This window comes from Chryseobacterium sp. (assembly GCF_008831505.1).
Taxonomy (GTDB): domain Bacteria; phylum Bacteroidota; class Bacteroidia; order Flavobacteriales; family Weeksellaceae; genus Marnyiella.
The window spans coordinates 2,245,402-2,270,320 of sequence record NZ_CP044507.1 but is presented as its reverse complement, the minus strand read 5'-3'; the positions used below and the strand labels follow the sequence as shown (position 1 = coordinate 2,270,320).

Genomic DNA, 24,919 nt, shown 5'->3' with positions numbered 1-24,919 from the left:
AAATTTATAGTAGTACAGATCCCCAATTTTTTTGGGGATTTTTTTATAGATATATTCAAAAAAAATTTGCACTTACCAAACTGGAATTTTATGCATTGCATACCGCGTAATTACGTCAGGTAAGCCATCTAGCGTTGCCGGATTTTTTATTTCGTCAGTATTTTGATAAGATCAATATTGAATAAGCAAATTTTTGTGGATTTTTAGTTATTTAAATCATAAAAATTATTTAGATTTGTATATTAAAGTTAGTTGTGCAATGCCGCTAATAGTGAATGAGTTAATAGTGCCTATTATTTACATTAATTTGATTTAGAACGCCCTTAAATATAGAATTATGAAGAAATACTACTTATTAATGGCCATGTTTTTTTGGTCTTTGTCCCATCTTAACGCCCAGACCTACTGCATCCCGGCTTTCGCTAGCGGATGTGCTAGCGGCGATTTGATTGACAGTTTTTCTATTCCGCTTGCCAGTTTTAACCATCTGAACACGGGTTGTTCACCCGGAGCCTATGGTAATTATACAGGTACACACACTATCACTTTATCTCCAGCAATTAATTATACCTACTCGGTTACTCACGATTTTTCTAGTCAAAATGTTAGAATCTGGATAGATTTGAATAATGATGGCGTGTTTACGGATGCAGCTCCTGAGCTCATTGCTACACACAGCAGCGCGAATGTGGGCGGCGCTAACATTACTGACGGTACGTTTGTAATTCCGCTTGGAACTACCGCCGGCACATACCGGATGAGGGTTGGAAACCGTTACTCCTCGCAACCAGTACCGTGTAATACAGCCGGTTTTGGTGAAGCACATGACTACACCGTCGTAATTACGGCACCTCCCACCTGTCTGGCACCGAGTGCTTTAGCTGCAAATGTAACTCCTACATCAGCAACCTTAACCTGGACCGCCCCCACACCGGCACCGGCACAGGGTTACGAATATTTCTATAATACCACCGGGGTTCCGCCTACTGCAGCCACAGTAGGTACTGCAGCTCCAGGTACAAGTGTTAATCTTCCAACCCTTATCCCGGGAACAACTTACTACTGGTGGGTAAGAGCGATATGCTCATCAACCGACAGCAGTTTCTGGGTGGCCGGTCCGGAATTCACACCGGGACAGATTGGCGCCGGTACTGCCACTACAAGTAACCTTCCGGTGTATTCCTGCTTTGGTTATAATCACTCCCAACAGATATATACCGCGGCTGAAGTAGCCGGTGCAATCGGTGCTAACCAGGTAATTACAAAAATCAGATTTAAAGTTGCTGCACCCGCTTCTACACAGTCCACTTATAACGAATGGGTAGTATATATGGGAAATACGACGCAGGCCAACTTTGCCACTACCACATCATGGGTGCCTTCCAGCCAGCTAATGCAGGTTTATAGTGGTACAATTGCGAATATGGTAGGCGGTACTTGGGTTGAACTTACACTTAATGTTCCATTTATTTGGGACGGTGTAAACAATCTTGTAATTGCTGTTGATGAAAATGCTACGAACTACTCCTGTACTGCCACGTGGGGCGGTTACACTGCCGGTACTGACCGGGGTATGTTATATTACAGTGACGGTACAAATCCCGATCCGATTTCACCACCTACGGCAAGTTCAAGATATTCTGTAATACCGCAACTGCAGCTCGTAGGCGAACCGTTACCTCCGTGTACAGCAGCCGCACCTACCAATGCTGTAGCTACGGGACTGACAAGTACCACAGCTAACTTGTCGTGGATGCCGGCACAAGGTGCCAGCTATGTACTTCAGTGGAGGCCTGTAACTACACCTGCTTCTGCGTGGAATACGGTTACTCCAGCGCCTGTAAACAGTTTCTATGCTCTTTCAGGATTAACAGAGCAGACTCAATACGAATTCCGGGTAGCTTACGTGTGTAGTGGTACGCAGGGTGCATTTTCCAGTCCTGTTCAGTTCACTACTCCGGCAATCAGTTATTGCTCTGCAGCTCCAACCAGTACGACACCGTATGAATACATCTCCAATGTAACCGTAAATGCCATCGGAGCACCGGCTATGGTTTCCAACTCTACGGGTACCGGTGGCGCTTATACAGACTACACCAATGATCCTACGCGTCTTGTAAGACTGGTTATAGGAACCTCAGGTAATACGGTTTCAGTTTCCAAATCCTGGATTAACTTCCAGTATAATGCAGGAACCGGGGTGTGGATTGACTTTAACAGAAACGGAACCTTTGAAGCCTCAGAGCGTGTCCTTAATTCTCCTGCGAATACTACTACACCTGTAAATGCAACCTTTACTGTTCCAAACCCGCCGGGATCATATGTTGGACCATTAAAGACAAGAATGCGTGTCATTCTTCAGGAAAGCGGAAACCCAAATGCCTGCGGTGGATTTACTTGGGGAGAAGTTGAAGATTACAATGTGGAATTGGTGGAACCAATCCCATGTACTTCGGCAGCGCCACAAGGTCTGTCAGCAAGTAATGTAGGGCCTGTTTCTGCAACACTTTCATGGATTCCTGCATCAGGAGCAGCTTACGTTCTTGAGTGGAGAGAAGTAACTAACCCTGTATCACCGTGGATCCCTGTTACTCCGGCACCGGTAAACAGTTTCCATGTCCTTACCGGTCTTCAGGAACAGAAAACCTACGAATTCCGTGTAGCGTATGTTTGTAGCGGAACCCAGGGTGCCTGGAGTGCACCTTTCCAGTTTTTAACACCACCATTGAACTGGTGTACTGCAGGGTCAACCACAACACCTGTTGATGAACATATTACGAATGTAACAGTGACACCTACAGGTTTCCCGATCAGTGCACCAATGGTGAACAACTCCGGACCAAGTACTTATACTGACTACTATTTTGATCCTGCCAAACTGGTAACTCTTGTTCTTGGATCTACAGGAAACACTATTTCAGTTGAAAAAGGATGGGTTAATGCACCGTCAAACGTAGCTGTTTCTGCCTGGATTGATTTTAACAGAGATGGCATCTTTGATACTGCAGAACTTGTTCTGAACACTGCTTCAAGCCAGATCACTCCGGTATCAACTACATTTGATGTGCCTGCAGTAGGCTATGCAAGTCCGTACAATACCAAAATGAGGGTTATTGCCAGACTTACCACTGTGCCGACGGCTTGTGGAACCTTTAACTTCGGTGAAGTTGAAGATTATCCTGTCCATCTTGTTGAACCTATTCCGTGTAACAATGCAGCTCCTCAGAATGTAGTGGTTTCGGGAATAACCCATAATTCCGCTACAGTAACCTGGACTCCGGATCAGGGTGGTGCTACTTACATCGTGCAGTACAAGCCTGTAGGTGCAGCTAACTGGACTGGTCAGATTCCTGTAACTTTCCTTACAGGTACCTATACCATTCCTAACCTGACACCTTCTACACAGTATATTGTTCAGGTGGTGGCACTTTGTGATAACGTTCCGGGAGCACCAACAGAACTTCCTTTTGAAACCAAGTGTGATCCTGAGCCACCTACTAACTTTACTGTAACTTCAATAACACCAAACAGTGCGTTAGTTTCATGGAATCCGGTTCCGACTGCTTCCTATGTACTGGAGTACCGTGAAGTAGGTGCTGCGACGTGGACCACAGTAAACGTGACGGGTACCTCGTACTCACTGACAGGTTTGAATCCTTACACAACTTATGAAGTACGTGTTGCTTCAGAATGTTCAGGTGCAGTTAATCCTTATACAACTCCACAGGTATTTACTACACTGCCAACCTGTGAAATGGCGCCAATCGGTCTTACCGTAACCAATATTACAATGACACAGGCGCAGGTAGACTGGAACGCGTATCCGGGAGCAACCTATGTGCTAAGATGGAGAAAGGTTGGTTCTTCAGGATGGAATACACAAAACCTTACTGTCAATACATACATCATTACAGGACTGTTTGAAGAAACTCAGTATGAAGTTCAGATTGCAAACTTTTGTGGCGGAACTACCCAACAGTTCACACATCCTTATGTATTTACAACTCCAGGACTGATGTACTGCGATATGACAGCTGCAAGTTCAGCTGCGGAACATATTTCAAATGTTAACGTGAGACCTGCAGGCGGAACAGAAATGAACAGTGATTCTGACGCATCAGGCTATACAAGCTATGTGAATGACATCACAAGACATATCCTCCTGGTTCAGGGATCTACCGGTAACAGGATTTCCATCAGCAAGGAATGGGCAAATACCCAGTATAACGAAGCTGTTACTGTCTGGATTGATTTCAACAGAGACGGAGTATTCTCCAACAGTGAAAGAATCCTTATTGCTCCGGCCAACCAGAATACGCCGGTTACAGGCACATTCTCCGTACCGGCAGATGCTTATGTAAGCCTTACAAATGACAAATATGTTGTGATGAGGGTAGCAATGAGCAGAGACGGATCTCCAGAGATGTGTTCAACCTTTGCCAATGGTGAAGTGGAAGATTACCGTGTAAGGATTACCAAGGCGATGCCTACCAACATCATGGATCCTAACCAGATCAATGTTTATCCTAACCCTGTTAAAAATACACTCTTCATAACTAAGGTGAAGGACGGTGCCAAGTACAATGTGTACAGCGCAATCGGGCAGCTTATACAGAGCGGTATCGTTATCGGTAACAAGATAGACGTAAGTAAACTGATTAATGGAGTGTTTGTGATTGACATCACCGACACCAACGGACAGGCAGTACAGAAAAAATTCATTAAAGAATAACTGCTGGTCCTAATAAGTGAAGCCCTCAGAAATGAGGGCTTTTTTATTGGTCAAGTGTGTAGCCTGGAATTGGTTTTTACGTTTTAAAAAATAAGAAGGAGGTGACCAAGGGTCATCTCCTTCTTTTAATATAAACTCTTTTACTATGATTTCGCTTCTGCCAGCTGTGATATCACCTTCTCTGTTTCGGTTTCAAGCTCTGTTAAACCGTCATTGTTATGTATTACAAAATCAGCCAGTTTTAGCTTGTCCTTTTCCGGGAGCTGCCGGTCCATAATGGCTTCTATTTCCCGGTAGGTTTTTCCGTCGCGGTCCATTACCCTTTTCATCCTGATGTTGTCTTCTGCGGTAACCAGTATGGTACTGTCGCATTCTTTATTCAGTCCCAGTTCAAAAAGCAGGGCCGTTTCCTTAAAGAGGAGCGGGCTGTGATGCCGGCCTTTCCACGTTTCAAAATCCAGACGAACGGCAGGGTGAATCAGGCCGTTCAGGCCATCAAGCAGGGTGTCGTTGCCGAATACCTTGCCGGCAACCACTTTGCGGTTGTACCTGCTGTCGCTGTCGTAAGCGGTGGGACCCAGCAGTTCTATAATTTGTTCCTTAAGTTGAGGGTCGTCATTTACGATTTCCTTTGCGCGGATATCCGAGTAGTATACAGGGTAACCCAATCCTTCAATGAATTTCGCTACTGTGCTTTTACCGGAACCAATACCGCCGGTAAGGCCAATGATCTGGGGCTCGGGTTCGGGCGAGGCGGTACCGCCATCGTTAGTGTCCATAAATTTGCTTTTAAATTATTTCAAAGATATACAATTCTGATTTTGTTGAGCCGGAACTAACCAGGCTGCTTAATATCCGAATACATCATTCATCGTAAACGTTTCATCCAGACGGACCCCTTTTTCGGTCATCTTTAAGCTGGCCAATTCGTTATGGGCATCGTGTTCAAAAAATAGAAGATATTCGTTATCTATACATTTCTGCAGGAATTTAGCCTTTTCCTCCAACGTCAGCAGGGGCCGTGTATCGTAGCCCATAACATATACCTGCGGTATATGTCCGGCGGTAGGAATAAGGTCTGCGGCGAAGACAATTGTTTTTTCCTGGTATTGAATTACAGGGAGCATCTGCTTTTCCGTATGCCCATCCACAAAGATGACATCCATTTTAAGGTCCGGTGCGAAACCGTAGTTGCCGCTGGTGGGAGTAGGCAGAAAACGCAGCTGACCGCTTTCCTGCATGGGCATGATGTTTTCCTTCAGGAAGCTGGCTTTTTCGCGTGCATTAGGTTCTGTAGCCCAGTTCCAGTGTTCTTCATTGGTCCAGTATTCGGCGTTTTTAAAGGCAGGCTGGTAGCCCGTGCGCTCATCATTCCATTCTATGGCGCCGCCACAATGGTCGAAGTGCAGGTGGGTGAGGAACACATCGGTAATATCTTCACGAACAAAACCATACTTCTTCAGGTTTTTATCAAGGGTATCATCTCCCCAAAGTGAGTAATGACCAAAAAATTTCTCATCCTGCTTATTACCCAGGCCGCAGTCTATCAGGATCAGTTTTTTACCGTCTTCTACAAGCAGCGAACGGGTGCCAAGCTCAATCAGGTTATTCTCATCGGCGGGGTTGGTTTTTTGCCAAATGGACTTTGGGACGACGCCAAACATAGCACCGCCGTCCAGTTTAAATTTTCCGCACTGTATAGGATATAATTTCATTCTTTTACTTTATAATTTCTAAAATACAATTTTTCAATATTCTGAACGCAAAGATTACAACTGTTTTAAAAGTTCTGACTAAAGTCAGAGACCGGAAAGGTGCCGGCGCTTAGCAGAGGCTATCTTATAGCCTGTCTCAATTCTTTTCATACCATCTTTAACCAGAGATGGATGAAAATTGAGTATCAGCCCTAATTTGCAGCCCGTAATTCTAAGGTAGTTCAGTAACTGAAAATCATGATAACTATTGATTTCGGGTACTGCTTTAATTTTATCATTGTGGTCTTTGCGAGTAAACAGGCTTAGCATCTTTCATCTTCTCCGCAACCTTTCTTGAACTTTCTTCCGGAGACTCCTGCAGTTCTTTAATGATATTCTTAAAATCATTTTCTTTTCTGTTTTGCGACAATTTAGAAGCGATATGAATTTCGGTGGGAAAGATATTGATTCCGAACGCTCCTTTCATCTCATTTCGAATACTTGCCTCGCCAATGTTTTCAGCAAACATCGGACATTTTTGCTGTTTCTCGTATTTGTAGGTAAGTTTGTGCAGATGAAGGTAAAGTTCGTCATCGGTCATCAGTTTTACAGTTCCGCGAATTTGTACGGCTTCATAATTCCAGGTGGATACGTTTATGTGGTCATACCATGATGAGGAGATATACGCATTTGCGCCTAAAAAGTCACATAGGACTTCATCGCCGTCCCTTAACACTTTTGCCTGATGATTTCCATTCGATACGTGCGTTTCCAGATAGAAATCCTTTCCTGATTCGTTAAGTAAAAACATGGAATGGGTTGCCCAAAGCTTTTCTTTGTTTGAAATAAGCATAGCGAAGCCGTTATCGCTGATGATTTGCTTCATCAGTTCGCGGTCTTCGCTCTTATATATCTTTGGGATGTACATTATTAATTTACAGGTCTTGAAAGATTATTGCAGGTAATTGCTATAGAAACTAGAACAATTGGTCCGGTCTTTTGGGCAGGCGGATGTTCAGATGTCTATAGGCTTTCTCTGTCACCTCGCGTCCGCGCGGTGTGCGGATCATAAAACCTTCCTGAATCAGGAACGGCTCATAAACTTCTTCCAGGGTTTCCGGATTTTCGCCGATTGATGTAGCCAGTGCCGAAATACCTACCGGTTTTCCGCGAAAGTTCTCTATCATCACCCGCATTATTTTATTGTCCATGTCATCCAGGCCAAATTCATCAACATTCAATGAATTGAGCGCGTATTTTGTGATCTCAATTTCTATCTCACCATTGCCTTTTATCTCCGCAAAATCCCGCACTCTTCTGAGCAAAGCGTTGGCAATCCTGGGAGTTCCGCGGCTTCTGCGGGCTATTTCCAGTGCTGCATCTTCATAAATCTTCACGCCAAGCACCCGGGCACTTCTTTCAATAATCATTCCCAGCAGTTCAATCGTGTAATATTCCAGCCGGGATTGTATGCCAAATCTGGCAAGCATTGGCTTGGTGAGCATTCCGCTTCTTGTGGTGGCACCGACGAGAGTAAAGGGATTGAGGCCGATCTGTACGCTGCGGGCATTGGGCCCGGTTTCCAGCATAATGTCTATTTTATAATCTTCCATTGCTGAATACAGATATTCTTCAACGATAGGGGAAAGGCGGTGAATCTCGTCAATGAAAAGCACATCATTTTCATCCAAATTGGTCAGCAGTCCCGCCAGGCTTCCCGGTTTATCCAGCACGGGTCCGGAGGTGATTTTACAGCCTACTCCAAGTTCATTTGCTATAATATTTGCCAACGTTGTTTTTCCCAGTCCCGGCGGGCCGTGAAGCAGCACGTGGTCCAGCGCTCCACCACGGTTTTTGGCTGCAGCTACGAAGACTTCCAGATTGTCCAGTGTCTTTCGCTGCCCGGCAAAGTCCTGAAAACTCTGCGGCCGGATTTTCTCCTCCTGCAGCAGTTCATCATCTGAAAAATTATCCTTATCAGGATGTAAAAAATCGGGCATACCTCAGTTTTGTATATCTTCAAAGATAATGATTTTAGGTGGAATCTCTTAAACATTGGGGCGTCCGTCATGGCTTGTTCTTCCTAAAATCTTTGCCGGCTTGTCTATTAGTCTTAAATTTACAGATATGAAACTTATTGGACCTTTTAAACAGATCATCACCCTGGCCAACCTCCCGTTACGTGGAAAACTGGCTGATGAGCAACTGCAGATTATAGAAAACGGAGGGATTTTGGTGAAGGAAGGTGTCGTGGAGGAGGTGGCTTCTTTTCACGACCTGTCCGAAAAATTTCCGGATGCTGAAATTGAGCCCGTAGCAGGCACACAGGTTTGTCTGCCGGCCTTTGCCGACTGTCATACGCATATCTGTTTTGGCGGAAACCGCGCCAATGACTTCGCCATGCGTAACGCAGGCAAAAGCTATCTTGAGATTGCTGAAAGTGGCGGCGGAATCTGGAGTTCCGTTCAGCACACCAGATCAGCTGCGGAAGAGGAATTGATAACAAGCACACTGGAAAGAGTGAATTTTCTGCTGTCACTCGGCATCACTACGATAGAAATCAAATCAGGTTATGGTCTGGATGCAGAAAATGAGCTGAAAATGCTGCGTGTCATCAGGAAAGTTCAGGCAATGACTGAAGCTACGCTTATTCCAACCTGCCTGGCCGCGCATCTTAAGCCGCGCGATTTTGAGGGCAGCAATTCAGATTACCTAAATTATATTACAGATACGATTTTACCGTTGGTTAAGGAGGAAAAACTCGCCAAGCGTGTAGATATCTTTATTGAGAAATCGGCCTTCCAGCCGGAAGAAGGGCGTGATTTCCTGTTAAAAGCGAAGGAACTGGGGTTCGATATCACGGTTCATGCGGATCAGTTTACGCCGGGCAGTTCCAGAATTGCAGTTGAAGTGGGTGCAAAATCCGCAGACCATCTGGAAGCTACTGCTGATGACGACATTGCATTTTTGGCAGATTCTGAAACGGTAGCAGTTGCGCTGCCTGGTGCCAGTCTTGGCCTGGGTGAAAAATTCACACCAGCCCGCAAGATCCTTGATGCAAACGGTATCCTGGCCATCGCTTCCGACTGGAATCCCGGCTCTGCGCCCATGGGTAATCTGGTGACTCAGGCGTCCATATTAGCCGCCTTTCAAAAACTGTCTACCGCCGAAGTCTTAGCCGGCATGACTTTCCGCTCTGCCTATGCATTGGGTCTTGAAGACCGTGGAAAGCTGGAAAAAGGGATGAAAGCTGATTTTGTGACCTACAAAACAGATAATTTTCAGAATGTACTTTACCGCCAGGGAAGTTTAGAGGCCGAAACTGTATTTGTGAACGGAAAAAGGATTGGGAATGATTAAGCAAAACAACAGTATTTGGCAGGGACGCCTTGATGGCGATGAAGCCCTGCAGCACAGGATCTGGCAGCGGGTTTCACTTCAGAACAGTTATGATGAGATTTCACCTAAAGATTTCGTTTTGCATGGATTTGCGGTAGACGAAGGTGTTCGACGTAACAAGGGTCGGGTTGGAGCCGCATTGGCACCGGAAGTTATACGTAGAAACATGGGCAATTTCCCGGTGGTAAAACCCGATTTTTCGTTAAAGGATTTTGGTGATATTGCATGTGATTCTACCCTGGAAGCAGCCCAGTCTGAATTGGCAGCAAAGACATCTTCTGTTTTGGTAAACGGTGGACGTTCCGTCGTACTGGGCGGTGGACACGAGGTTACCTATGCCCATTTTTCCGGCCTGCGAAAAGCTTTTCCTGATAAAAAGATCGGCATTATAAATATCGATGCCCATTTTGATAACCGGGAGCCGGAGGCTGGTGTAGGCCCTAGCTCGGGGACAGGTTTCTGGCAAATTGCTCAGGAAGGCGCAATCCATTCACTTCATATCGGGATACAGCGAAATTCCAATACACTGAAACTTTTTGATACCGCTCACCAATACGGCATGCGTTATATAACAGCAGACGAAATTTTCTTCGAAAACCTGCCCGGTATTTATGAGAGAATTGATGATTTGGCAAACAGTACAGATGTCATTTATCTCACTATCTGCATGGATGTCTTTAATGCGGCAATAGCACCGGGAGTTTCAGCTCTGGCTTACAGCGGAATTTTTGCTGATGCTGCGTTCATGCATTTCTACAGACATATACTTCAAAATAAAAAGCTGCTTGCGCTGGATGTTGCTGAAGTGAATCCGGCACTGGATCCTGATCAGAGAACAGCGCGGCTTGCTGCTTCGCTCGTAAATGAATGGCTGATGAGCTAAGGCATCAGTTTTGAAGCATAATTGATCGCTGACGAACAGCTGAACCAGCAAAATAAAAAAATGACAAAAGAAATACAGAATAAACTGAAAAGTGCCGAGAGGTCTTATCAGGATTGGAAAACAGTTTCCTTCAGTGAACGGAAAAAACTGTTTAAGAAACTTGCGAAACTTCTGGACAGGGATTCGGAAGATTTGGCAAAAATTATCACTGAGGAGATGGGCAAACCTATCTCACAGGCGGTTGCCGAAGTGGAAAAGTGTGCTCTGATGACGCGTTACTATGCAAACGCTGAGAATGTCCTGAAGCCGGAGAAGGTAGAGACCGAATTCCGGATATCTGAAATCCATTATGCGCCGAAAGGTGTGATTCTGGGAGTAATGCCGTGGAATTTCCCGTTTTGGCAGGTTCTCCGGTTTGCCGTACCTACGATTTTGGCGGGCAACACAGTGGTGGTTAAACATGCGTCCATCTGTTTCGGCAGTGGTAAAGCTATTGAAAAGCTCTTTTTGGAGGCAGGTTTTCCTAAAGCTGTCTTTCAGAATCTGGAGGTTGGTCATGAGGTCGTGAAGGAACTTTTGGAAAACAGTATCGTAAAGGCCGTAAGTCTTACGGGCAGTGAGGGTGCCGGTGCTGAGGTTGCTGCTACTGCTGGTAAGTATATTAAGAAATCACTGCTGGAACTTGGCGGCTCGGATGCCTTTATAGTGCTGGACGATGCAGATTTGGAATCCGCGGCGGTCAGTGCTGCAAAGGCCAGGTTGGCCAACTGTGGTCAGGCCTGTAATGCAGGTAAGCGCTTCATCATCCAAAAAAAAATTGAAAAAGATTTTATGCCACTCTTTATTAATGAGTACAGAAAGTATGTGCCGGGAGACCCTATGGATCCTGAAACTGAGATCGCAGGAATGGCCAGGCCGGATCTTGCTGATGAACTGGAGAAGCAGTACACAACCGCATTGGAAAACGGGGCAGAGATCATTCTGCCATTAGAAAGAATTTCAGAGACCGCTTTCATGCCCGGTCTCATTAAGGTGAAGACCGGTAATCCGGTGCTGCAACAGGAACTTTTTGGGCCACTGGGGATGGTTATGACAGCGAAAAACGACAAAGAAGCATTAGAGCTTGCCAATGATATCCCTTTCGGACTTGCGAACTCTGTTTGGACAGCAGACCGGAAAAGACAGAAATTCTTCACAGATCACCTGGAATCCGGTACCGTAAGCATAAACCGGGAAACCAGTTCGGATCCGAGGCTGCCCTTTGGCGGCGCCAAATCTTCTGGTTATGGAGTAGAACTTTCTTTGCTCGCGCTGAAGGAGTTTGTAACTGTTAAAACGGTGGTAGGAGAGTAGCTGACCGGAAGCATACATATATAAAAAAGAGAAAGCGTCTTAAAAAAGACGCTTTCCTGTTTATTGTAAATTGTAAACTTACTTAAGTTCTACTTCAGCACCTGCTTCTTCCAGTTGCTTCTTAAGAGCTTCAGCTTCGTCTTTAGAAACACCGGTTTTGATTGGAGCAGGAGCTCCGTCTACCATATCCTTAGCTTCTTTAAGACCAGCACCTGTAAGATCTTTTACCAATTTAACTACAGCAAGTTTGGAAGCACCCGCAGCTTTAAGGATAACGTCGAATTCCGTTTTCTCTTCAGCAGCTTCAGCAGCACCACCTGCAGCCATTACTACAGCAGCAGCAGCTGGCTCAATTCCGTACTCATCCTTAAGGATAGCAGCTAATTCATTTACGTCTTTTACAGTAAGGTTTACAAGCGTTTCCGCTAAGTTTTTTAAATCTGACATTGTGATAATGTTTTAAATGTTGAACGATTATGTTGTTTTGAGTGTGTATTATTCAGCAGCAGGAGCATCAGTTCCTTCTGCAGCTTCCGGAGCAGCAGCAGTTTCAGCGGCTGGAGCTTCGTCAGCAGGAGTTTCTTCAGCAGCATCAGCACCTTCAGCTTTGTTCTGTAATGCAGAAACAAGTCTTTGAATTGGTGACTGAAGCAATCCGATGATTTCTCCAAGCATTTCTTCTTTGGATTTGATGTTTGCCAGGGTTTCCAGGTTTTCATCACCTACATAAACAGTTTCCTGTACATAAGCAGACTTAAGGGCAGGAGTTGCATCCTTTTTTCTGAAATCCTTAATCAGCTTTGCAGGTGCGTTAGCGGTTTCGGCCACCATAAGAGCGGAGTTTCCTTTGAATGTCTGAAACATTTCAGAGAAGTCCACTTCCATTGATTCCATCGCTTTCTGCAGAAGTGTGTTTTTCACCACTTTCACGCTGATGTTGTTCTTAAATGCCTGTCTTCTAAAATCTGACGACTTTGCAGCATTCAAGCCTTCAAGATCTGCTACATAAACCACTTTCGCGTCCTGCAGAAGGTCTTTTATTTCTTGTATTACTAATACTTTATCTTCTTTAGTCATTGTATTTCAGATTTTAGTTTACAGATTTAGTATCAATTGCAATCCCGGGGCTCATAGTGGAAGACATATAGATGCTCTTCACGTAAACACCTTTGGCTGCAGTAGGCTTAAGTTTGATAAGCGTCTGAAGCAGTTCAACCGCATTTTCCTTAATCTTAGCAGGCTCAAAAGATACTTTTCCGATGGCTGCATGTACGATACCGTACTTGTCTACCTTGAAATCAATCTTACCGGCTTTAACCTCTGCAACAGCTTTGGCTACATCCATTGTTACTGTACCGGATTTAGGGTTCGGCATAAGACCTCTTGGTCCAAGTACTCTACCTAAAGGTCCCAGTTTACCCATAACAGACGGCATAGTTACAATAACGTCAACGTCTGTCCAGCCTTCTTTTATTTTCTGTAAATATTCGTCAAGACCTACATAATCTGCACCTGCTTCTTTAGCTTCAGCTTCTTTGTCCGGAGTTACAAGAGCAAGAACTTTAACATCCTTACCGGTACCGTGTGGAAGGGATACCACACCTCTTACCATTTGGTTTGCTTTTCTTGGGTCTACTCCCAGGCGAACAGCAATGTCCACAGATGCATCAAATTTTGCAGTATTTACTTCCTTTACCAAAGCAGATGCTTCTTCCAGGTTGTAGATTTTGTTCTTTTCAACTTTGCTAAACGCTTCCTTTTGTTTTTTAGTCAATTTTGCCATTTTCAGTAAGTATTAAGCGTTTGTTGGTTTCTGTCCTGTTACTCTTAAGCCCATAGACCTAGCTGTACCCGCTACCATAGTCATTGCGGAATCCATTGTGAAACAGTTTAGATCCGACATTTTATCTTCGGCGATTTTCTGTACCTGAGCCCATGTTACGGAACCAACCTTGTTACGGTTAGGCTCTCCGGATCCGGACTTCACTTTTGCTGCGTCCATCAGCTGGATGGCTGCAGGAGGCGTTTTAATTACGAATTCAAAGGATTTATCTTCGAAAACTGTAATTACAACAGGCAAAACCTGTCCCGGCTTATCCTGAGTTCTACCGTTGAACTGCTTACAAAACTCCATGATGTTCACACCTGCAGAACCCAAAGCCGGACCTACTGGTGGAGACGGGTTAGCTGCGCCACCCTTCACCTGAAGCTTTACCATTTTAAAGACTTTTTTAGCCATTTTTTGTTTTTAAAAAATTAGTAATTTATGAATGTGGAAGCATTTATAAATCCGCTAAGCGGTTGTCTCACAAAACCACTTAACATTTCGGACTGCAAAATTAAGAATTATTTTTGATATCGCAAGCGTAAACTGTTGATTTGAAGAAAGAATTTTGCGCTCTTCTATTTTCACTGGAATTAGAAAATATTGTATTTTAACGATAATCCTACATCCGATGTTTTGATGTCGGTAAAATAGGTGGTTGAACTCGAGCGGAAAGGTGCATAAACCAATTCACCCATAAGTCGTTTATAGCGGTAACCAACGCCTAACAAAAATGAAGTTGCAGAACCTGACTGCAGCTCGCGCTCTTGCGAATTCACGCCCAGGCTGCCTTCAAAGTCTGTCTTAATCTGATAAGCAAGTGTGGCAAACATTGAATTGGAATTGTTGAAGTAATTATAATATCGGAAACCAAGGGGTATCTCCAGTGTTGAAGTTGAAAGCTGAATAGTTTGTGTGTGTGGTGCAACATCGTACACCCGCACAAATTCATTTTTATACTGATAATATTTAGGTGCTGCGATTATGGAAAAGGACTGTTTGTTAAAGGGCAGGAAATATTCCAGTTCAATACCGAACTTCGGAACCAGTTGAGACTCCATACTAATATTATCCAGGTAGTAGATTGGGCTGTTAAATGAGGTTTTTAACATATGCGCTTCCGCTACAACGTTAACTGCAAATCTGGATTTTCTCGTTCCGGAAGATTCCACTTTGTTGCAGTCATTGTTGTATGTGTCAAAAAGTTGCTTTAGGGATGTTGTACTGTATTGGGCGGTGTTATAATTGGTTCCTGAGCAATTCAGTAAACTGGCAAGTTGCTCACGGTATGTATTTACAGTCTGTAGATCATTCTTATCATTGTAATATCTGCGGTAAAGTAACTGTTTCGGTTGTTCGCCGGGAGCAGCATAGAAATATTTCGGTGTACCTTTATAGTAAGAATACAAGTTTAGTTTTCCCTCCGACAACTGTTTCAGAAAAACGGTTTGTTTCTGCGGACTGAAGTCGGGATTTTGATCAATTTTGCCGAGGTCTTTTTCGTAGTTACTGATGTCCACTGTAAATCTGCGGAATACGGTGTCATCCTGAAAGCCGAACTCCTGAACCTCGTTCAGGCCTAGGCTGTATTCTTTTGATGCCTCCGAATCTTTAACTTGAATGATGACAGGATTCTCCAACCAGTCGCCGTTACGGATCAATACGTCTTTTTTGTTGCCTGTTTGGTCAATCAGGTAGGCATTTTCAAATTTAATTTGCGCAATGGCAAGCTGTGTCGCTGCTAGTAAACACAAGAAATAGATTTTTTTCATCAATTATTTATTTTGTTAAATATAAAAAAAACCGCTCAGTATGAACGGTTCTGTGTTTTTTTTAAGGTAAAGTCTTACACCTTCTCTACCTGAAGGAAACTAAGTTCCATTGGTGTTTTACGCCCGAAGATAAGGACGGAAACTTCAAGTTTCTTTTTGTCCTCCAGAATTTTTTCAACGGTACCATTAAATCCGTTAAACGGCCCTTCAATGATTTTGATATTCTCGCCAACTACATATGGGATTTCCAGTTCGGTAGCGAATTCAGAAAGCTCATCCATACGTCCAAGCATCCTGTTCACTTCAGACTTCCTCATCGGTACAGGATCTCCCCCTTTTGTAAGGCTCAGGAAAGAGATAACACCAGGGATGTTCTTGATGATGTGCGGGATTTCGCCGATTAAGTTGGCCTCCACCATCAGATAGCCCGGGTAGTAAGGTCTTTCTTTAGGAACTTTCTTACCGTTTCTCATTACGATAACTTTTTCCATAGGAATAACTACCTGAGTAACGTACTGTTCGAAGCCATGATGCTTCATCTCGTTCTCAATATAGTTTTTTACCTTATTTTCCTGACCGCTGATTGACTTCAGCACGTACCATTTCAAATCACTCATTTCCCGGGGAAATTATTTTTTAGATGAAAAGACCTGAAAGCAAGTCAATTATGTTTTGGATGGCTTTTGAGAAAAGCTCATCTACTCCGAATACAAAAACTGCAAGTATTACGGTAGCAACTGTGATAACAATTGTAGAAGACTGAAGCTCCGGCCATTTTGGCCATTCCACTTTATCTTTAAACTCGTGATAAGAACCTTTAATAAAATTGGCTACGCTCATTTCTAAAATTTAGCACGGGCACAAGGATTCGAACCCTGATCAACGGTTTTGGAGACCGGTATCCTACCATTGGACGATGCCCGTAGATTAAAAAGTTCCGCAAGTTTCCTTGCGGAACTTTATGATTAGTGGATGATTAATCCAGGATTTCAGTTACCTGACCTGCACCAACTGTTCTACCACCTTCTCTGATCGCAAATCTAAGACCTACGTTAAGAGCGATTGGCTGAAGCAATTCTACAGTAATAGTGATGTTATCACCTGGCATTACCATTTCCACTCCTTCAGGCAGGAAGATCTCACCTGTTACGTCAGTAGTTCTTACGTAGAACTGTGGACGGTATTTGTTGTGGAATGGAGTGTGACGTCCACCTTCTTCTTTAGAAAGGATATAAACCTCTGCTTTGAATTTTTTGTGTGGCTTAACAGAACCTGACTTAGCGATTACCATACCTCTTCTGATATCGGTTTTTTCAATACCTCTAAGAAGGATACCTACGTTATCACCAGCTTCACCTCTGTCCAGGATCTTACGGAACATCTCCACACCTGTTACAGTAGAAGTAAGTTTCTCGTCACCCATACCTACGATATCTACAGCGTCACCAGTGTTGATGATACCTGATTCAATTCTACCGGTTGCTACAGTACCTCTACCAGTAATGGAGAATACATCTTCAATTGGCATAAGGAATGGCTTATCCTGATCTCTTACAGGAAGTTCTATCCAAGAATCTACAGCAGCCATCAGTTCTTCTACAGTTGCAACCCATTTTGGCTCACCGTTAAGTGCACCAAGAGCAGAACCCTGGATTACCGGAGAGTTATCTCCATCGTATTCGTAAGAAGAAAGAAGGTCTCTTAGTTCAAGTTCAACAAGTTCAAGAAGCTCAGCATCATCAACCATGTCCACTTTGTTCATGAAAACAACAACTCTAGGTACGTTTACCTGACGGCAAAGAAGGATGTGTTCTCTTGTTTGTGGCATTGGTCCGTCTGTAGCAGCACAAACCAGGATAGCACCGTCCATCTGGGCAGCACCAGTTACCATGTTCTTTACATAATCGGCGTGACCTGGGCAGTCTACGTGAGCGTAGTGTCTGTTCTCAGTTTCATACTCGATGTGAGCAGTGTTGATAGTAATACCTCTTTCTTTTTCTTCCGGAGCGGAGTCAATAGAAGAGAAGTCTCTAGCTTCACCGTATCCTTTATCGGATAATACTTTAGAAATTGCTGCAGTTAAAGTAGTCTTACCATGGTCAACGTGACCGATGGTACCAATGTTTAAGTGCGGTTTGTTACGATTAAACGTTTCCTTTGCCATGATTTAAATATTTATTTAATTACTTTTTAAAATTTCAGTGCGCAAATATAGTGATTTTTTGAAAATCAAAACCTTTTTGCAATAAAAAAAGTTTCAACATTCAAATCCAGGCATTTGCCACATGGGGACATTAAATTCTAGGACTGCAAATTTATATAAAATTTTCCGGTTTCAGAAAATATGTAAGTAAAATAATGGTGTTGCTTGCTTTACCATTGCGGCACAATGTCCTGTGCATGCATTACAAACTTGTTTACAGTTTTAATATTGGTGTTTTCGGCATAAAAAAAATCTCCCATTTCTGAGAGATTTGCTTTTATAGAGCCAACGATGAGATTTGAACTCACGACCTCTTCCTTACCAAGGAAACGCTCTACCCCTGAGCTACGTCGGCAATTTGTTTTTTTTTCCTTGCCAGGGAAATGTTTCGTCTCCAGACGAGACTTCGTCGGCAACTGTTTAAAAAAAAATCACAAGCCTTATTTTGGTTGTGATTTTTAGAGCGGAAGACGAGGGTCGAACTCGCGACATTCAGCTTGGAAGGCTGACGCTCTACCAACTGAGCTACTTCCGCATTTGTGTTTAACAAATAGTGTTGGTAAACGGTTTGCAAATTTAAGGTTTAAATTTAAAATTGCAAGATATTTTTTATAAAATGTGGGGAGAGCAGGATTCGAACCTGCGAAGTCGTAAGACAGCAGAGTTACAGTCTGATCCATTTGGCCACTCTGGAATCTCCCCAATTTTACAAAAATACTGAGCCTCCTGAGGGATTCGAACCCACGACCCCGAGATTACAAATCACGTGCTCTGGCCAACTGAGCTAAGGAGGCAAATAGATTTCAAAAGAACGCTGATCTCTTTTTGCGAGTGCAAATATAAGGTAGTTTTTTTGAAACCTACAAGTAATTATTTAAAAACTTTTAATAAAATTTATGACGCTAATTCTTTTTTCTTGATTAGCAGCTTTTTAGCTACCTCAGCACAAAGGTCCAAACTTTCCTCAAAACTGGATGTGGTCTTCTTTACTACGATATCATCACCCGGAACGCCTAAGATAAGCTCTACTGTTTTGTTTTCCTTGTCGGATTTATTTTCCACTTTCAGGAACACATTGGTCTCTATAATTTTGTCATAGTAGTTTTCAAGTTTATTAAGTTTCTTTTCAATATGGTCTTCAAGCGGTGCGTGGGGTGTCAGTCCTATAGACTGTACTGAAATTTTCATAATAACATTTTTTTAAATTATACATCTGAACTTATGTTCACTCATTCTTTTTTCGCTCTCGGGTGTGTGCTGTTAAACACTTTTTTAAGCTGTTCTATATTTGCCTGGGTATAAACCTGCGTAGACGCCAGTGAAGAATGGCCAAGCAATTTCTTCACTTTTGAGATTTCCGCGCCGTTATCCAGTACATGTGTAGCAAAACTGTGCCTGAGGATGTGCGGGCTCTTTTTCTTCTTAGCAGTTACCATACCAAGGTATCTATTAACCGTTGAATATACAAACTTTTCGCCCAGTTTTTTTCCCCTGGAGTTAACAAAGAAATATATTTCATTTTGAATCAGGGGCTTTCTTATTTCCAGGTAGCGCTGCATTTTTTCGCCCAATGCCGGGGAGATGGGAATGACTCTTTCTTTGTTGCCTTTTCCTGTGACGCGGAGTTCGGCAGTGGCCAGATCTACATCTCTGTACAGCAGGCTGCACAGTTCTGCCTTACGCATTCCGGTTTGGTAAAGTGTTTCAACAATAAGATGGGAAAGCAGGTCCGGCAGGTCCGGTGTGAGTGTACGGAAGTCCTGCATTTCATCCTGAGACATTGGAATCTGTTTTTCAGGATAGAATTTGAGTGACTGTATGTTTTCCATAGGGGAGACCTGGATCTCGCCAATTTTAAGGAGGAAAAGGAAATAGGAGCGAAGCGCGGACAGTTTTCGGTTGATGCTGCGTTTGGACATACCGCTTTCACTGAGGCTCACCATGAAATTGCGGATCACTTTCCTGTCCGCTTGCGACGTGTGCGCACTGCCTTCGGTTCGGAGGTAAAATTCCCGGAAGTCCGTAAGGTCTTTTTGGTAGCTGGTAAGGGTATGGGGTGAATACCGCTTTTCAAGCGTAATATGTTCAAGGAATTTACTGATCATGCCAGGATATTAAAAACAAAAAAATCACCTTCCAAATATAACTGTTTGGAAAGTGATTTAGTATTTTGTAAGTAAAAATTTTTAAGCCTGATCTTCTTTGCTGGCCTCTCTTTGTTTGTAGGCAGCTTTCAGTTTAGATTGTCTTAGTGTTACAGAAGGCTTGATGAACTGCTGTCTGCTTCTTAAAGCTCTAACAACACCTGTTTTATCAAATTTTCTTTTGTATTTCTTAAGTGCTCTGTCTATAGACTCGCCGTCTTTTACTGGGATAATTAACATAATTTACATCTCATTTTGGACTGCAAAAATAGAATTTTTTTTATAACTGGCAAACTTAAACGTATGATAAAATGATATTTTAAAATTAATTAGTAATTTTATCCGATATAAATGAAGCTTACAACATTGTTTCAGTGGTTTGCCTGCTCTAAAGCATACTGTGACGGTTCAGGTCCGCCTTTTACAATTTCTTATTATGAAAAAACTTTTTCTACTGTTATATGTCCTGTCCGTCTGCGCATTCTTATCCGGCCAAAGTAAGAGACAGGGAAGTGTTGCAGCGACTCCCACGGCTAAGAGCATGTTGGCTGGTGCATTTATCGATGTAAACACGCCCGGTTATCCTCAAAGTTCATACACTGTACAGCAACTTATTGAAAATGTACTGATCAGTGGGGGTGCCAACTGTGCGGCGAGTGTAACCAATGTGGTAGTTTCACCCGGTTTATCTGCTACAAATCCATCACGGTCCTGGGGTTATTTCAATAAAGGTACAACCGCTTTTCCTTTCAATGAGGGTCTTGTGCTTATGACCGGTCAGGCCAGTCAGGCCGGAAATTCCTTTATTGCGGGTAACCTGAGCGGAACATTGGGTACGCTGGGAGACCCTGACCTTGCTACAGCCATTGCAGTACCTAACAGTAACCTACGGGATGCTACTTATATCCAGTTTGACTTTGTACCCGTAACAAGTGAAATTACCTTTAATTATATTTTTGCCTCCGAAGAGTATTCCGGAGGATTTGCTTGTAATTACACAGACGGGTTTGCGCTGTTGCTGAAGAAGGTAAGCGATCCTACCTATACCAATATGGCGGTGTTACCCGCCGGTGGCGGACCGGTGAGCGTTACCAATATTCATCCCTTTGTATCAGCTTCCTGTCCTGCCATAAACCAGCAGTACTATGCCGGAAACAACACGGCAAATATTGAGACCAATTTTGCCGGCCGGACCATCCCGCTCACCGCTACAGCCCCGGTGATTCCGGGTGAAACCTACCGTTTCAAGATGGTGTTGGCAGATTATAACGATACTGAATATGATACCGGTGTATTTTTCCAGGCAGGTTCCTTCAATATTGGTGTGCAGCTTACTGACCCCTCCGGTAATCCATTACCATCCAATATCAGTATTTGTGCAGGATCATCACAGGTATTAAATGCTACTGTGCCTGTTGCGGGAGCTACTTATCAGTGGTATCTCAACGGAGGTCCTATTGCCGGTGCTACAGCAAGTTCCTATACGGCGACTCAGGCCGGTGTGTACTCCGTGCAAGTGCTGGTTCCCGGCTCTACCTGTCCGGGTTCCGCAGAGGTTACAATTGCCACTCTTCCGCAACCGCAGGCCCTGGATGCAGCCCTGAGCGTATGCTCAGCCACGGCAAACGGAGTGTTCAACCTGACATCGGCGCAGCCCGCTATCAGTAATACTCCGGGTGCTACCTTTAAATATTATCTTTCACTGGCAGACGCAACTGCCGGAAATACGAATACAATACCGAACCCGGCTGCGCACACCTCGTCCGGAGGAGTGGTGTATGTACGCGTAACCAGCGGACAGTGCAGCGATATTGCTGAACTTACTTTAACAGTAAATCCAACACCTGCGCCACCTGTGATCACAGCATCTTCGACATTTATATGTGGATCATCAGGAGTGACGCTAACTTCCAGCTATTCTACAGGAAATACATGGTCTACTGGTGCAACGACGCAGACCATTACCGTAACCACTCCGGGAACTTATACAGTGACCCACAACTCAGGGGCCTGTACGAGTGCTCCGGCTACGGTTGTAATTACGGCGGCCACGAATCCTAATGTGCAGATCACCGGAAATCTCGCCTTCTGTCAGGGAGGTTCAACTACACTTACAGCTACAGCCAGCGGTACGGGAAATACTTTTCTTTGGTCCACCGGGGCTACTACACCAAATATCACTGTTTCCACCGGGGGAACTTATACGGTTACTGTAACAACTTCACAGAACTGTCAGTATACGCAATCGGTAACGGTTCAGGCAGACACGCCGCCTGTGGCGCAGGGCTCCAGTCTCAGTATCTGCTCGCCGGCAGCCACCGGTACCTTTGATTTGACATCGGCGCAGCCAAGTATCAGCACTACACCGGGCGTCGTGTTTACCTATTATGTGAACCAAACAGATGCTAATAACGGAAATGCCAACACCATTGGTCTCCCCACGGCTTATGTGTCCGGTACGGCCACGGTTTATGTGCGGGTAACGAGCGGAAGCTGTGCTGTAGTTGTACCTCTTCAGCTGACGGTGAGTCAAACGGTAGTTCCCACAATTACTGCATCTTCCACTGTGATATGCGGAACCGGAAGTGTAACGCTTACCTCCAATTTTGCCACCGGAAACACCTGGTCTACGGGAGCAACCACGCAGTCCATTACCGTAACTACACCCGGTACCTACACGCTGACAAATACTTCAGGAAACTGTACCGGTGCACCGGCCTCGGTAACCATTACAGGTAATCCGGATCCTAATGTGCAGATTACCGGAAATACTGCTTTCTGCGCGGGCAGTTCAACAACATTAACAGCTACAGCAAACGGAACAGGCAATACTTTCCTTTGGTCCAACGGTGCTACTACGGCCTCCACAACGGTAAATACTGCCGGCACCTATACTGTTACAGTAACCACACCGGGTAACTGTCAGTTCAGCCAGTCGGTAACTGTTTCTCAAAATCCGGTGCCGGTAGCCCAGAATGCCGCGCTGAGCACCTGTTCACCCACCAACACTTTTACCTTCGACCTTACCTCGGCCCAAACGTCGATGAGTACTCAGCCCGGGGTCACATTTACCTACTATACCAATGCAGCTGATGCCAATGCGGGCAATACCAACAATATTACGACACCTGCAACTTATAATTCGGGAACAGCCACTATTTATGTTCGTGTAAGCAATGCAAACTGTGCGGTGGTGGTACAGCTTCAGCTTACGGTAACCGTAACACCGGCGCCTGTGATTACCCAGTCGGCACCGGCGATTTGCGGTACTACACCGGTTGTCCTTACATCCAACTATGCCACCGGTAATGTTTGGTCTACAGGAGCAACTACGCAGTCCATCACCGTAACAACGCCCGGAACTTATTCACTGACAGTAGCGAACGGAACATGCACCAGTCAGCCTGTTTCGGTAAACATTGTTCAGAACAATGATCCTAATGTCCAGATTACAGGCAACCTTTCTTTCTGTCCGGGTGCCAATACAACGCTTACCGCCAATGTAACAGGTACGGGATATACGTTCCTGTGGTCTAATGGTTCTGCAGCTCAGTCCACGGTAGTGAATACGGCCGGAACTTATACGGTTACGGTCACTACACCGGCGGGCTGTCAGTATACAGCAAGTGCTACAGTAACAACTGATGCACCCATCAACATTAACATAGCCCAGCCTGCGCAGATCACCTGTACCAATCCCTCGATTACGCTGAATGCATCCGCCTCCACTTTCCAGGCGGGAGCAACCATATTGTGGACGGCCTCGGCAGGCGGAAACATTGTGTCGGGAGCCAATACGCTGACACCTGTGGTTAATGAGGGAGGGAATTATACACTTACTGTCACCAATAATTTCGGCAATAACTGCAGTCAGCAGCAGACAGTTACCGTGGTTGAGAATAACCTTCCTCCTGTAATCACGCTTACGGCCAACGACATGAATATCTGCGCCGGTGAAACTGTTACTTTAACCGCCTCAGGTGCTCAGGACTATACCTGGACAGGTTTGCCCGGCTCCGGAAACACGCAGGTTGTTTCGCCAACTGTAACAACCACCTATACTGTAACCGGCATCGGAGCCAACGGTTGCCAGGGTACGGTGGCAAATATTACAATCACCGTAGTACCGGCCATCACGTCAACACTGGAAGATGTTCAGTTCTGTGAAGGTCTCAGCGATGTGCTGGACGCCGGTTCAGGACCGAACTATACTTACCTATGGAGTACCGGTGCCACCAGCCAGACCATTACGGTGGATACACCGGGAACTTATACGGTTACCATCAATAACGGAGTCTGTTCGCAAACCTTCAGCGCCAATGCTTCATTTACACCGCCTGTGGAGGTGAAGGAAATCGTTTACGAAAACAATACGCTGACTGTTATTGTTGATGATCCAAGTCCGGATCTTGAATTCTCCATTGATAACGGTCTCACCTGGCAGTCATCCAATATTTTCGCAAACATCCTGCGGAATACCACTTACTTTATTTCGGTGCGTTATAAGGGTCAAACCTGCTTCGGAACAGTGGAATACCTTACATTCTTTATTGGAAATGCCATCACTCCTAACGGCGACGGCATAAATGATCACATAGATTTTACGGGTGTTAGCAAGTATAAGAACTTCAGTGCCTCCATTCACGACAGGTACGGTAAGGAAGTTTTCCGCGCGTCTCCTTCCAAAACAGTGTGGACAGGTAACTATACCAACTTTAAGGTAAGTACGGATACCTATTGGTACAAAGTAACCTGGACCGATCCCATCACTCAGAAACCGGTGCTGCGGACCGGCTGGATCCTGGTAAAGAACAGAGATTAGATTGTTTAAATGAGCCGCGCCTGGACGCGGCTTTTTCATGCCTTAATGTCAGATTCTTATTTTGGAATAAAATTTTCATATCTTTGCAGACT

21 protein-coding genes and 5 tRNA genes are annotated in these 24,919 nt (G+C 44.4%); 5 read left to right on the top strand and 21 right to left on the bottom strand.

What is annotated here, in order from left to right:
* Positions 1–337: 337 nt before the first annotated feature.
* Positions 338–4,732, top strand: a complete 4,395-nt coding sequence (locus tag F7R58_RS10695) for a GEVED domain-containing protein (protein ID WP_158064906.1) — start codon at positions 338–340, stop codon at positions 4,730–4,732.
* 143 nt (positions 4,733–4,875) lie between these two features.
* Here the strand turns inward: F7R58_RS10695 and coaE are convergent, their stop codons facing one another.
* The 5 genes from coaE to ruvB all read right to left on the bottom strand — a co-directional run bounded on the left by coaE (position 4,876) and on the right by ruvB (position 8,426).
* Positions 4,876–5,511, bottom strand: coding sequence for a dephospho-CoA kinase (gene coaE, locus F7R58_RS10690; RefSeq protein ID WP_158064905.1), 636 nt, complete (start codon positions 5,509–5,511; stop codon positions 4,876–4,878).
* A gap of 69 nt (positions 5,512–5,580) precedes the next feature.
* On the bottom strand, positions 5,581–6,447 hold the full coding sequence (locus F7R58_RS10685) for an MBL fold metallo-hydrolase (protein ID WP_158064904.1): 867 nt from the start codon (positions 6,445–6,447) through the stop codon (positions 5,581–5,583).
* Positions 6,448–6,531: 84 nt separating this feature from the next.
* A complete protein-coding gene (locus F7R58_RS10680; protein WP_229723806.1) occupies positions 6,532–6,756 on the bottom strand; it encodes a GxxExxY protein in 225 nt (74 codons plus the stop codon).
* Positions 6,722–7,354 carry an FMN-binding negative transcriptional regulator gene (locus F7R58_RS10675; protein ID WP_158064903.1) on the bottom strand — a complete coding sequence of 211 codons (633 nt, stop codon included), beginning with the start codon at positions 7,352–7,354 and terminating at the stop codon, positions 6,722–6,724. Before F7R58_RS10675 ends, F7R58_RS10680 begins: the two co-directional genes overlap by 35 nt.
* 49 nt (positions 7,355–7,403) lie before the next feature.
* Complete coding sequence (gene ruvB, locus F7R58_RS10670) at positions 7,404–8,426, bottom strand: Holliday junction branch migration DNA helicase RuvB (RefSeq protein ID WP_158064902.1); 1,023 nt, start codon at positions 8,424–8,426, stop codon at positions 7,404–7,406.
* Between the two features lie 127 nt (positions 8,427–8,553).
* Between ruvB and hutI the strand changes: the two genes are divergently transcribed.
* From hutI to F7R58_RS10655, 3 genes are read left to right on the top strand one after another with little or no spacing between them, the layout of a single operon-like run.
* Entirely contained in the window at positions 8,554–9,786 is a 1,233-nt protein-coding gene (gene hutI / locus F7R58_RS10665) for an imidazolonepropionase (protein ID WP_158064901.1), read from the top strand.
* The gene (gene hutG, locus F7R58_RS10660) at positions 9,779–10,708 is read left to right on the top strand and encodes a formimidoylglutamase (protein ID WP_158064900.1); all 930 of its coding nucleotides are present in this window, start codon (positions 9,779–9,781) and stop codon (positions 10,706–10,708) included. Before hutI ends, hutG begins: the two co-directional genes overlap by 8 nt.
* Positions 10,709–10,768: 60 nt before the next feature.
* On the top strand, positions 10,769–12,061 hold the full coding sequence (locus F7R58_RS10655; protein ID WP_158064899.1) for an aldehyde dehydrogenase family protein: 1,293 nt from the start codon (positions 10,769–10,771) through the stop codon (positions 12,059–12,061).
* 78 nt (positions 12,062–12,139) lie between these two features.
* On the opposite strand, the gene rplL is transcribed toward F7R58_RS10655, so the two are convergent.
* The 16 genes from rplL to rpsU form a co-directional block, all read right to left on the bottom strand.
* Positions 12,140–12,508, bottom strand: a complete 369-nt coding sequence (gene rplL / locus F7R58_RS10650) for a 50S ribosomal protein L7/L12 (protein ID WP_158064898.1) — start codon at positions 12,506–12,508, stop codon at positions 12,140–12,142.
* Positions 12,509–12,556: 48 nt separating this feature from the next.
* On the bottom strand, positions 12,557–13,138 hold the full coding sequence (gene rplJ / locus F7R58_RS10645) for a 50S ribosomal protein L10 (protein ID WP_158064897.1): 582 nt from the start codon (positions 13,136–13,138) through the stop codon (positions 12,557–12,559).
* 13 nt (positions 13,139–13,151) lie between these two features.
* Positions 13,152–13,844 (bottom strand): 50S ribosomal protein L1, encoded by a 693-nt coding sequence (gene rplA, locus F7R58_RS10640; RefSeq protein WP_158064896.1) that lies wholly within the window; start codon positions 13,842–13,844, stop codon positions 13,152–13,154.
* A 12-nt stretch (positions 13,845–13,856) separates the two neighbouring features.
* Complete coding sequence (rplK, locus tag F7R58_RS10635; protein WP_158064895.1) at positions 13,857–14,300, bottom strand: 50S ribosomal protein L11; 444 nt, start codon at positions 14,298–14,300, stop codon at positions 13,857–13,859.
* Between the two features lie 179 nt (positions 14,301–14,479).
* On the bottom strand, positions 14,480–15,658 hold the full coding sequence (locus tag F7R58_RS10630; protein ID WP_158064894.1) for a hypothetical protein: 1,179 nt from the start codon (positions 15,656–15,658) through the stop codon (positions 14,480–14,482).
* A 74-nt stretch (positions 15,659–15,732) separates the two neighbouring features.
* Positions 15,733–16,275 carry a transcription termination/antitermination protein NusG gene (nusG, locus tag F7R58_RS10625; RefSeq protein ID WP_158064893.1) on the bottom strand — a complete coding sequence of 181 codons (543 nt, stop codon included), beginning with the start codon at positions 16,273–16,275 and terminating at the stop codon, positions 15,733–15,735.
* A 19-nt stretch (positions 16,276–16,294) separates the two neighbouring features.
* Positions 16,295–16,498, bottom strand: a complete 204-nt coding sequence (secE, locus tag F7R58_RS10620; protein ID WP_158064892.1) for a preprotein translocase subunit SecE — start codon at positions 16,496–16,498, stop codon at positions 16,295–16,297.
* A gap of 13 nt (positions 16,499–16,511) precedes the next feature.
* Positions 16,512–16,582 (bottom strand) — tRNA-Trp (locus F7R58_RS10615).
* Between the two features lie 52 nt (positions 16,583–16,634).
* Positions 16,635–17,822: an elongation factor Tu gene (tuf, locus tag F7R58_RS10610; protein ID WP_158064891.1), complete on the bottom strand. Its 1,188-nt coding sequence runs from the start codon at positions 17,820–17,822 to the stop codon at positions 16,635–16,637.
* A gap of 322 nt (positions 17,823–18,144) precedes the next feature.
* A tRNA-Thr gene (locus tag F7R58_RS10605) sits at positions 18,145–18,216 on the bottom strand.
* A gap of 107 nt (positions 18,217–18,323) precedes the next feature.
* A tRNA-Gly gene (locus tag F7R58_RS10600) sits at positions 18,324–18,396 on the bottom strand.
* Between the two features lie 84 nt (positions 18,397–18,480).
* Positions 18,481–18,563, bottom strand: a tRNA-Tyr gene (locus F7R58_RS10595).
* 18 nt (positions 18,564–18,581) lie between these two features.
* Positions 18,582–18,655, bottom strand: a tRNA-Thr gene (locus F7R58_RS10590).
* Positions 18,656–18,755: 100 nt separating this feature from the next.
* On the bottom strand, positions 18,756–19,049 hold the full coding sequence (hpf, locus tag F7R58_RS10585; RefSeq protein ID WP_158064890.1) for a ribosome hibernation-promoting factor, HPF/YfiA family: 294 nt from the start codon (positions 19,047–19,049) through the stop codon (positions 18,756–18,758).
* Between the two features lie 41 nt (positions 19,050–19,090).
* Complete coding sequence (locus F7R58_RS10580; protein ID WP_158064889.1) at positions 19,091–19,966, bottom strand: tyrosine-type recombinase/integrase; 876 nt, start codon at positions 19,964–19,966, stop codon at positions 19,091–19,093.
* An 81-nt stretch (positions 19,967–20,047) separates the two neighbouring features.
* Positions 20,048–20,245 (bottom strand): 30S ribosomal protein S21, encoded by a 198-nt coding sequence (rpsU, locus tag F7R58_RS10575; protein WP_158064888.1) that lies wholly within the window; start codon positions 20,243–20,245, stop codon positions 20,048–20,050.
* 196 nt (positions 20,246–20,441) lie between these two features.
* Between rpsU and F7R58_RS10570 the strand changes: the two genes are divergently transcribed.
* On the top strand, positions 20,442–24,827 hold the full coding sequence (locus tag F7R58_RS10570; protein ID WP_158064887.1) for a choice-of-anchor L domain-containing protein: 4,386 nt from the start codon (positions 20,442–20,444) through the stop codon (positions 24,825–24,827).
* Positions 24,828–24,919 lie beyond the last annotated feature (92 nt).

Coding starts and splice junctions, on each gene's coding strand:
- hutI (WP_158064901.1), top strand. CDS start 8,554: ATGAAACTTATTGGACCTTTTAAACAGATCATCACCCTGGCCAACCTC.
- F7R58_RS10580 (WP_158064889.1), bottom strand. CDS start 19,966: ATGATCAGTAAATTCCTTGAACATATTACGCTTGAAAAGCGGTATTCA.
- F7R58_RS10695 (WP_158064906.1), top strand. CDS start 338: ATGAAGAAATACTACTTATTAATGGCCATGTTTTTTTGGTCTTTGTCC.
- F7R58_RS10685 (WP_158064904.1), bottom strand. CDS start 6,447: ATGAAATTATATCCTATACAGTGCGGAAAATTTAAACTGGACGGCGGT.
- F7R58_RS10675 (WP_158064903.1), bottom strand. CDS start 7,354: ATGTACATCCCAAAGATATATAAGAGCGAAGACCGCGAACTGATGAAG.
- F7R58_RS10630 (WP_158064894.1), bottom strand. CDS start 15,658: ATGAAAAAAATCTATTTCTTGTGTTTACTAGCAGCGACACAGCTTGCC.
- hpf (WP_158064890.1), bottom strand. CDS start 19,049: ATGAAAATTTCAGTACAGTCTATAGGACTGACACCCCACGCACCGCTT.
- coaE (WP_158064905.1), bottom strand. CDS start 5,511: ATGGACACTAACGATGGCGGTACCGCCTCGCCCGAACCCGAGCCCCAG.
- rplJ (WP_158064897.1), bottom strand. CDS start 13,138: ATGACTAAAGAAGATAAAGTATTAGTAATACAAGAAATAAAAGACCTT.
- tuf (WP_158064891.1), bottom strand. CDS start 17,822: ATGGCAAAGGAAACGTTTAATCGTAACAAACCGCACTTAAACATTGGT.
- rplK (WP_158064895.1), bottom strand. CDS start 14,300: ATGGCTAAAAAAGTCTTTAAAATGGTAAAGCTTCAGGTGAAGGGTGGC.
- rplL (WP_158064898.1), bottom strand. CDS start 12,508: ATGTCAGATTTAAAAAACTTAGCGGAAACGCTTGTAAACCTTACTGTA.
- F7R58_RS10655 (WP_158064899.1), top strand. CDS start 10,769: ATGACAAAAGAAATACAGAATAAACTGAAAAGTGCCGAGAGGTCTTAT.
- nusG (WP_158064893.1), bottom strand. CDS start 16,275: ATGAGTGATTTGAAATGGTACGTGCTGAAGTCAATCAGCGGTCAGGAA.
- F7R58_RS10570 (WP_158064887.1), top strand. CDS start 20,442: ATGAAAAAACTTTTTCTACTGTTATATGTCCTGTCCGTCTGCGCATTC.
- ruvB (WP_158064902.1), bottom strand. CDS start 8,426: ATGCCCGATTTTTTACATCCTGATAAGGATAATTTTTCAGATGATGAA.
- rpsU (WP_158064888.1), bottom strand. CDS start 20,245: ATGTTAATTATCCCAGTAAAAGACGGCGAGTCTATAGACAGAGCACTT.
- F7R58_RS10680 (WP_229723806.1), bottom strand. CDS start 6,756: ATGCTAAGCCTGTTTACTCGCAAAGACCACAATGATAAAATTAAAGCA.
- rplA (WP_158064896.1), bottom strand. CDS start 13,844: ATGGCAAAATTGACTAAAAAACAAAAGGAAGCGTTTAGCAAAGTTGAA.
- secE (WP_158064892.1), bottom strand. CDS start 16,498: ATGAGCGTAGCCAATTTTATTAAAGGTTCTTATCACGAGTTTAAAGAT.
- hutG (WP_158064900.1), top strand. CDS start 9,779: ATGATTAAGCAAAACAACAGTATTTGGCAGGGACGCCTTGATGGCGAT.